Raw genomic sequence first — 7,652 nt, 5'->3', positions numbered from 1 at the left:
CGGAAGCTAAGCCTCACAGCGCCGATGGTACTGCAGGGGGGACCCTGTGGGAGAGTAGGACACCGCCGAACAATTCTTGAGGAAACCCCCGCACTCCGGTGCGGGGGTTTTCTGTTTTCCGGCCCGGTATCCGTGGTCTACGGTGACCGCATGACCGCTGTCACCGAAAACGGCTACGCCGTACGCGCCATACGCCCCGAGGACTGGGAGCGGGTGAAGAAGCTGCGGCTGGACGCGCTGCGGGACCCGATCGCGCACCTCGCCTTCCTGGAGACCTACGAGAACGCCGCGGGCAACCCCGACTCCTTCTGGCAGGACCGGGCCACCGGGTCCGGCGAAGGCTCCACCACCGCCCACCAGTTCATCGCCGAGGCACCCGACGGGACCTGGGCCGGTTCCGTCACCGTGCTCCTGGAAGAGGCCGGCACGCGGGACTGGGCCGGGAACGCGGTCGAGCGGCGGCAAGGGCACGCGGTCGGCGTCTTCGTACGGCCCGAACACCGGGGCAACGGACTGATCGACGCGCTGTTCGCGGCCGGCGTGGCCTGGGCGTGGGAACAGGACGCCGCGTGCGTACGGCTGTTCGTCCACGAGGAGAACACCCGGGCGCAGGCCGCGTACCGCAGGCTCGGATTCGCACCGAGCGGCCTCGTCGTCTCGTTCTCGAAGGACGAGACCGCCAACGAGCTGGAGTTCGTCCTGGAGCGGCCGGCGTAGGGCCTCTCGTTCGGATCGTGCCGGGCCTGATCCGGACGACAGACCCTAGACCGGCAGTTCCCGGTGCGGCCAGCGGGCGCGGGCCTGTTCCCGGGAGCGGAGCAGGGCGAGCGCCGGCAGGCCGCGGTCGCCTCCGGTGGCCAGCAGGTCCGGCAGCTCGGGGAACGGCGCCACGGCCGCGATGTCGTCCAGGACCAGGGTGAGTGGTGGGTCGAGCCGACCGGAGGATGACCGTTCGGCCATGCGCCGGCCGCGCTCGACCACGCTGGAGACGAGGGCCGTCAGGAGCGGCATCGCGCCCGGAACGCTCCGCGGATCCTCGATGGATTCACCCACCACGTACAGCGTGCCCCCTTCGTGGACGAAGGAATCCAGGGCGAGCGCATCACTTCGGTGGGGCGTGCACGCCTCGCGGACGTGCACCGTGAAGAGCGCCGCGAGGGCCCTGCTGGTCAGCTCCTGGGCGACATCCCGGCGCTCCGGATGCGCGGTGAGGGCCGCCTCCAGTTCGCCGGCCGCGCCCGGAGCGGCCTTGGCATGGGTGCGCAGGGTACGGACGGCGTCCTGGACCTGGGTGCCCTGCGTCCAGCGGTGGACATGCCGGACCGTGCGGTTCTCCAGGGCCGCCGCGTGCAGATAGCTGCGCAGCAGGACGACCGCCGTGTCGGCCACCGCCTGGTCGATCCGGGCGGTGGGGCGCACCGGGGCGAGCAGGGCCGTAGCCCGGTGCAGTGCCGTCCGCCGGTCCTCGCAGCCCGCCGTGGGCGACCAGTGCAGGCGGGCCGGGGAGTCGCAGAGGTGGACCGGGTCGTAGAGGAGGACCGGGCCCAGTTTGGCCCGGACGTCCTTGGTCTCCGCCCACAGGGCCGGGTTGGACGTGACGACGAGGACGGCGCCTTCCGCGTCGCGCACGGCCTGCGCGGCGATGGCCAGCCGGCCTTCCCGGGGCGCGAGGAAGACGCTCTCCCGGCCGCTGACACGCCCGTTCACCGGACCGGCCGGCTGTTCGTCCGCCGGACCGCCCACCGGCCCGCCCGGCCCCCCGTCCAGTGGCACCTCGCCCACCGGGTCGCCGTGCGCCGTGAGGCCCGGCGGCGGTGGTGGTGGCTGCGCGGCGGTCTCCCAGGGGGTCTCCTGGGCGGTCGCCGGAATCGGCCGCGCGGGCGCCGGCCGCGGCTCCGCGGGTGGCTCCGTGCGCGGTACGGGCACCTCGTACCGGTGGTCCGTGACAGGGGGCGGCACCGGGTCCTTCGGCTGTGCCGACCGGCGGGCCTTCGCCGCGCGCCACCGGGCCACCGTGCCCAGCACGAACACGGTGACGACGAAGAGCACCATCAGCTGGCCGAGGAACAGGCCCCAGAACAGCCCCCAGCCGGACAGCCGGCCCGGCGGGGTGTCCGGCCAGGCGCCGGGGAGGTCGTGCGGCCGGCCGATGAGGTGGCGCATGGCCGACGGGGTGCGGGTGAAGGTGACGGCGTCGGGCCAGGCGCCCCGGGAGAACCAGGCCGCGAGGCCCGTGGCCGTCCACACCAGCACGGTCATGCCGAGCAGGAACGCGAGGATGCCGATCAGCAGGCCGTCGGGGACACCGCCCCGGCCGTCCCGGGGGCCGGCACGGTGATCGTCCGGTCGCACGCCGCGCCCCCCTTACGCCACCGTCGACTCGGAGTCGCCCACATGCTGCTCCACGAAGGCCGCGGCCCGCTGCTCGGCCTCCAGCTCGGCCGCGCGCAGCGCGTCGTCGGCCGCCAGGTCGCTGGAGGACTCGGTCATCGCGCGGTCGGTGAAGACCAGGGGGCGTTCCGTCTCCGTGATCAGGTGTTTGACCACCTGGACGTTGCCGTTGACGTCCCAGACCGCGATACCGGGTGTGAGCGTCGGAATGATCTCCACCGCCCAGCGCGGCAGGCCCAGCACCCGGCCGGTGGCGCGCGCCTCGTCCGCCTTCTGGGCGTAGATCGTCCTGGTCGAGGCCATCTTCAGGATGGCCGCCGCCTCCTTCGCCGCGGCGCCGTCGACCACGTCGGACAGATGGTGGACGACCGCCACGAAGGACAGGCCGAGCCGGCGGCCGAACTTCAGCAGCCGCTGGAACAACTGGGCGACGAAGGGGCTGTTGATGATGTGCCAGGCTTCCTCGACCAGGAAGATGCGCTTCTTGCGGTCGGGGCGGATCCAGGTGTGCTCCAGCCACACGCCGACGATCGCCATGAGGATCGGCATGGCGATGGAGTTGCGGTCGATGTGGGACAGGTCGAAGACGATCAGGGGCGCGTCCAGGTCGATGCCGACCGTGGTCGGACCGTCGAACATGCCGCGCAGGTCGCCGTCGACCAGCCGGTCGAGCACCAGGGCGACGTCCAGGCCCCAGGCCCGTACGTCGTCTATGGCGACGTTCATCGCCTCCGCCGACTCCGGCTCCGGGTGCCGCAGTTGCTCCACGATGTCGGTCAGGACCGGCTGGCGGTCGAGGATCGTCTCGTTGACGTAGGAGTGCGCGACCTTCAGGGCGAAGCCGGCCCGCTCGTCCAGGCCGTGGCCCATGGCCACCTCGATGATGGTCCGCAGCAGGGCGAGCTGTCCGGTGGTGGTGATCGCCGGGTCCAGCGGGTTGAGCCGGATGCCGTGGTTGAGGGCGGCCGTCGGGTCGAGCCGGATGGGCGTTATGCCCAGCTCCTCGGCGATCAGGTTCCATTCGCCCACGCCGTCCTCGCCCTGGGCGTCCAGGACGACGACCTGGCGGTCCTTGAACCGGAGCTGGCGCAGGACGTACGTCTTCTCCAGCGCCGACTTGCCGTTGCCGGACTCGCCGAGGACCAGCCAGTGCGGGGCCGGCAACTGCTGGCCGTAGAGCTGGAACGGGTCGTAGATGTACCCCTTCCCGGAGTACACCTCGCGGCCGATGATCACGCCGGAGTCGCCGAGGCCGGGCGCGGCCGTGGGCAGGTAGACCGCCTGGGCCTGGCCCGTGGAGGTGCGCACCGGCGGCCGGGTCGTCTCCACCTTCCCGAACAGGAAGGAGGCGAATGCCTCGGTGAGGACGGACAGCGGATCCCGCATCGGAGAATCAGCCCCTACCTTCGGATGCCGGTGGCGAAGGGAAGTGTGTTCACGAAGGCGCGGTGGTGCTCCCGGTCGCACCACTCCAGCTTGAGGTACGACTTGCCGGCGGAGGCCCTTATCGTCCGCTTGTCGCGGGCGAGGGCCTCCGGGGAGCGGGAGGAGACGGTGATGTAGCCGACCAGGTTGACGCCGGCGGCGCCGCTGGCGAGGTCCTCGCCGCGCTGGTCCAGCCGGGTGTGCGCGGCGAGGTCCCGCGGGTCGACGGTCCGGTTCATCTTGGCGGCGCGGGACGCCTCCGCCTCGTCGTTGGTCTTCTCGGTCAGCATGCGCTCGATGGCGACCTCGGTGGGTTCGAGGTCCATGGTGACGGCGACCGTGCGGATGACGTCCGGAGTGTGGACGAGGAGCGGGGCGAGGAAGTTGACGCCCACGGGGGTCATCGGCCACTCCTTCACCCAGGCGGTGGCGTGGCACCAAGGCGCGCGGGTGGCGGACTCCCGGGTCTTGGCCTGGAGGTAGGTGGGCTCCATGGCGTCCAGCTCGGCCGGCCAGGCGTTGCGCTGGGTCATGGCCTGGATGTGGTCGATGGGGTGGTCCGGGTCGTACATGGAGTGGATCAGGGAGGCGAGCCGGCCCTGGCCGAGCGGCTGCCGTACCCGGATGTCGGCCTCCTGGAGCCGGGAGCAGATGTCGGTCAGCTCGCGGGCCATGACGACGGCGAGTCCGGCGTCCCGGTCGGCCTTGGCGCCGTGGGCGCGGGCGGCCCGCGCCATGGCGTTCGCCTCGGAGGCCAGTTCGCGGTTGTAGTGCATGCAGGCGACGAGGTACGCGCGGTGCTGCTCGCTGCTGGTGGAGACCATGGACTGCAACTGGTCGTAGGACCGCTGCAGCCAGTCCGGGGAGCGCCGGTCGCCGCGCTGGGCGACGTCCTTGGCGTGCGCGTCCGGGTCGGCGGGCAGGGTGCGGGCGAGCATCTGGATCCGGGTCACGAAGCCGTCGCCGTTGGCGACGTGCTTGAGCAGCGTGCCGAAGCGGTCGACCAGGGCCTCCTGGTCCTCGGAGTCGCGCAGGCCGACGCCGGGGCCCTCGATCTCGATGGCGGCGGTGACCGTCTTGCGGTCCGCGTGCAGCAGTACGGCGATCTCGTCCGGCCCGAAGGGCGCGGCGAGCCAGACGATGCGGCCGATGCCGGGCGGCGGGCCGACCTCGATCTCCCGGCCGTCGATCCGGGTGCCCGCCTCCATGGCGGAGGACCGGTAGGCGGCGCCCCGCTTGACGGTCCGCTTGTACGAGCGGTTGATCTCGAACCACTTGTAGAAGGTGCGGCGCTTGTACGGCACGTAGACCGCGGCGAGCGCGAGCAGCGGGAAGCCCATCAGCAGGACGATCCGCAGGGACAGGACCGGGACGAGGAGGCCGCACATCATGCCGAGGAACGCGCCGGCGATGATCAGCGCGATCTCGCCGGACTCGCGGTTCCGGCCGATGATCGCGTTCGGCCGGGCGCGGCCGATGAGATACGTACGGCGGGGCGTGACCGGATGGGACAGGTGGGACTCGGTCGTCAACGCCCTTCACCTCCCGAGCGGTTGTTGCGGGTGTTGCTTGCGTGCGGGGTGTTGACCGGGCTGGACGCGCGGGGCGCGGGCGTGGCGGAGGGGACGGCTCCGCCGGTGCCGCCGGACGGGGTGCGGGAGCTGTGCGCGGCGACGCCGCCGGAGGCGGGGTTGGCCTGGCGGGGGGCGCTCGCGCCGCTCTGGCCGGCGGCGTTGCTGTCGGCGCGGGTGCTGTGGGTCTTGATGCCCTGGGCGACGAGGGTGGCGGGCGAGCTGATGACGGCGGCGGCCTTGCCCTCGGCGCCCTGCATGATGCGGTTGTTGCGGCCGCCCGCGATCTCGTCGCCGAAGCCGGGGACGAAGCGGTAGATCATCGCGCTGGCGAAGATGGCGAGCAGGATGATGGCGAGGCCGGAGACGACGGCGGAGAAGGCGTCGGGGCCGTTGTCTCCCGACAGGGCGCCGGCCAGTCCGAGCACGATGACGATGACCGGTTTGACCAGGATGACGGCGATCATGATGCCGGCCCAGCGGCGGACGTGACCCCAGAGGTTCTTGTCGACCAGTCCGGCGTAGACGACGGTGCCGAGGAGGGCGCCGACGTAGAGCAGGGCGGCGCGGATGACCAGCTCCAGCCAGAGGACGCCGGCGGCGAGGATGCTGACCAAGGAGACGACGATCAGCATGATCGGGCCGCCGCCGATGTCCGTGCCCTTGTCCAGGGCGCCGGAGAAGGTGCCGAAGAAGGTGTCGGTCTGGTCGCCGGTGGCTTTCGCGAGGACGTCCGTGACGCTGTCCGTGGCGGAGACGACCGTGTAGAGGATCAGCGGGGTGAAGGCGCTGGCCAGCACGGTGAGCCAGAGGAAGCCGACGGCTTCGGAGACGGCGGTGGTGAGCGGTACGCCGCGTACGGCTCGCTTGGCCACGGCCAGCAGCCACAGCAGCAGCGTCAGGATCGTGGAGGCGGCGAAGACGACGGCGTACTGCTTCAGGAACGCCTGATTGGTGAAGTCGACGGAAGCGGTGCCTTTAACGGCATCACTGAGCTTTCCGATGGTCCAGGAGGCAGCCTCCGCGCAGCCCTTGGCCAACGACGACAACGGGTCGAGAGAGGAGGCGTCGGGGGTCGTGGCCCCGCCGGTCTTGCTCGACGTGTTGCCGCGTTCGCAGTACTTCTTGGCCTCGCCCGGGATCGCGCCGCAGTCCAGCGTGCCCGAGGGCGAGGGGGACGGGCTGCCGGAGGGGGTGGGCGAGGGCTCGGCGAAGGCGCGTGCGGCCAGCAGGACGACCGTGGTCTGTACGGCTGCCACGACTCCGGCCAGCTTGAGCGCACGCTGCGGGCTACCGGGCATACGTGAACCCTCCGTACTCTTGGATGGCCTTGCTGATCTCGTCGGAAGTGGCGGCCCTGTCGTCGCCGGGCACCGGGGCGGGGCCGTCCTGCTGCGTCTGGGAGTCGACCTTCCAGTCGCCACCGGACCACCGCAGGCTGAAGGTCCACGTCTTCCACGACGAGGTGACAGGGTCGGTCGAGGCGCTGCCGGCCATGCCGATGAGTCCCACGTACCAGACGGAGACCTTGGCGGTGTCGGCCGTGTACTGCTGCACGGTCGTACCGATCGGGATCACTCGGGAGACGAACGTATTGCCTTTCGGCGGGTTGCCGTCCGCGTCGAGGCCCATCTTGGCGAGGAACCCGGCCGAGTAGGCCCGGTCCATGGGGTCTTGCAACCGGGCCGCAGCCTCGGCCGTGTAGAGCAGGTGCAGGAGCGTGTGGCGGCTGTCCTTGTTGAACATGCCTGTCGATCCCAGGGCCACGGCGTAGTTCGAGGCCGCCGACTGGGCTCCCTGCTCGGTGTGGGCGTATCCCGTCGGCACACCGGCGGACTTGGCCTCCACCGGCCGGGTGCCGCTCGCCGAGGTCGCGGAGGTCACCGGCTTGTCCGTCTTTCCCACCGCCTCCTCCTTCGCCCCCCCGTCCCCCCGGTTGGCGAATGCGATGGCGGCGATGAGGAGGATCACCACGCCGACCACCGTGATCAGGCTTCTGGAGGAGGAGCGGTGGGGGCGGCGGGGGGCGCCGCCGTAGGGGTCGGTGTCCGGGAGGCGGGTCCGGGTCTGGCCCGTCTCCGCGTAGTCGTAACCCTGTTCGTCGCCGGGACTCATGCCGCGTACGCCCCCTCCACCTCGTAGACATACGACGGTAGCCGTGCTGGTTCCCGCGCGGGCGCGGTGTGGTGACTCGACATCAGGGAGACGCAACCTCAGCCGGTGGGCACGACGGGTGGGTGGGGTGGAGGGGACAGCCGTGGCCGG

At 71.4% G+C, this 7,652-nt stretch carries 6 protein-coding genes and 1 rRNA gene; 2 read left to right on the top strand and 5 right to left on the bottom strand.

Annotated elements, in window-relative coordinates; all coding sequences use genetic code 11:
- Both rrf and ACZ4SV_RS25320 read left to right on the top strand, forming a co-directional pair.
- Window positions 1-71, top strand: a 5S ribosomal RNA gene (rrf, locus tag ACZ4SV_RS25325); the annotation flags it as partial.
- Window positions 72-150: 79 nt separating this feature from the next.
- Complete coding sequence (locus tag ACZ4SV_RS25320; RefSeq protein ID WP_468006614.1) at window positions 151-717, top strand: GNAT family N-acetyltransferase; 567 nt, start codon at window positions 151-153, stop codon at window positions 715-717.
- Between the two features lie 45 nt (window positions 718-762).
- On the opposite strand, the gene ACZ4SV_RS25315 is transcribed toward ACZ4SV_RS25320, so the two are convergent.
- From ACZ4SV_RS25315 to ACZ4SV_RS25295, 5 genes are read right to left on the bottom strand one after another with little or no spacing between them, the layout of a single operon-like run.
- Window positions 763-2,352, bottom strand: coding sequence for a type IV secretory system conjugative DNA transfer family protein (locus ACZ4SV_RS25315; RefSeq protein WP_468006612.1), 1,590 nt, complete (start codon window positions 2,350-2,352; stop codon window positions 763-765).
- 12 nt (window positions 2,353-2,364) lie between these two features.
- Window positions 2,365-3,777 (bottom strand): ATP-binding protein, encoded by a 1,413-nt coding sequence (locus tag ACZ4SV_RS25310; RefSeq protein ID WP_365883247.1) that lies wholly within the window; start codon window positions 3,775-3,777, stop codon window positions 2,365-2,367.
- Between the two features lie 14 nt (window positions 3,778-3,791).
- Window positions 3,792-5,348: an SCO6880 family protein gene (locus ACZ4SV_RS25305; RefSeq protein WP_468006610.1), complete on the bottom strand. Its 1,557-nt coding sequence runs from the start codon at window positions 5,346-5,348 to the stop codon at window positions 3,792-3,794.
- The gene (locus ACZ4SV_RS25300) at window positions 5,345-6,688 is read right to left on the bottom strand and encodes a hypothetical protein (RefSeq protein WP_468006608.1); all 1,344 of its coding nucleotides are present in this window, start codon (window positions 6,686-6,688) and stop codon (window positions 5,345-5,347) included. The genes ACZ4SV_RS25305 and ACZ4SV_RS25300 overlap by 4 nt, the downstream gene beginning before the upstream one ends.
- Window positions 6,678-7,502 (bottom strand): DUF8175 domain-containg protein, encoded by an 825-nt coding sequence (locus ACZ4SV_RS25295; RefSeq protein WP_468006606.1) that lies wholly within the window; start codon window positions 7,500-7,502, stop codon window positions 6,678-6,680. The genes ACZ4SV_RS25300 and ACZ4SV_RS25295 overlap by 11 nt, the downstream gene beginning before the upstream one ends.
- Window positions 7,503-7,652: the final 150 nt, after the last annotated feature.

It is taken from the genome of Streptomyces sp. NPDC027672 (assembly GCF_055566335.1).
The sequence above is the reverse complement of the archived record's forward strand: the minus strand, read 5'-3'. Positions and strand labels throughout refer to the sequence as shown.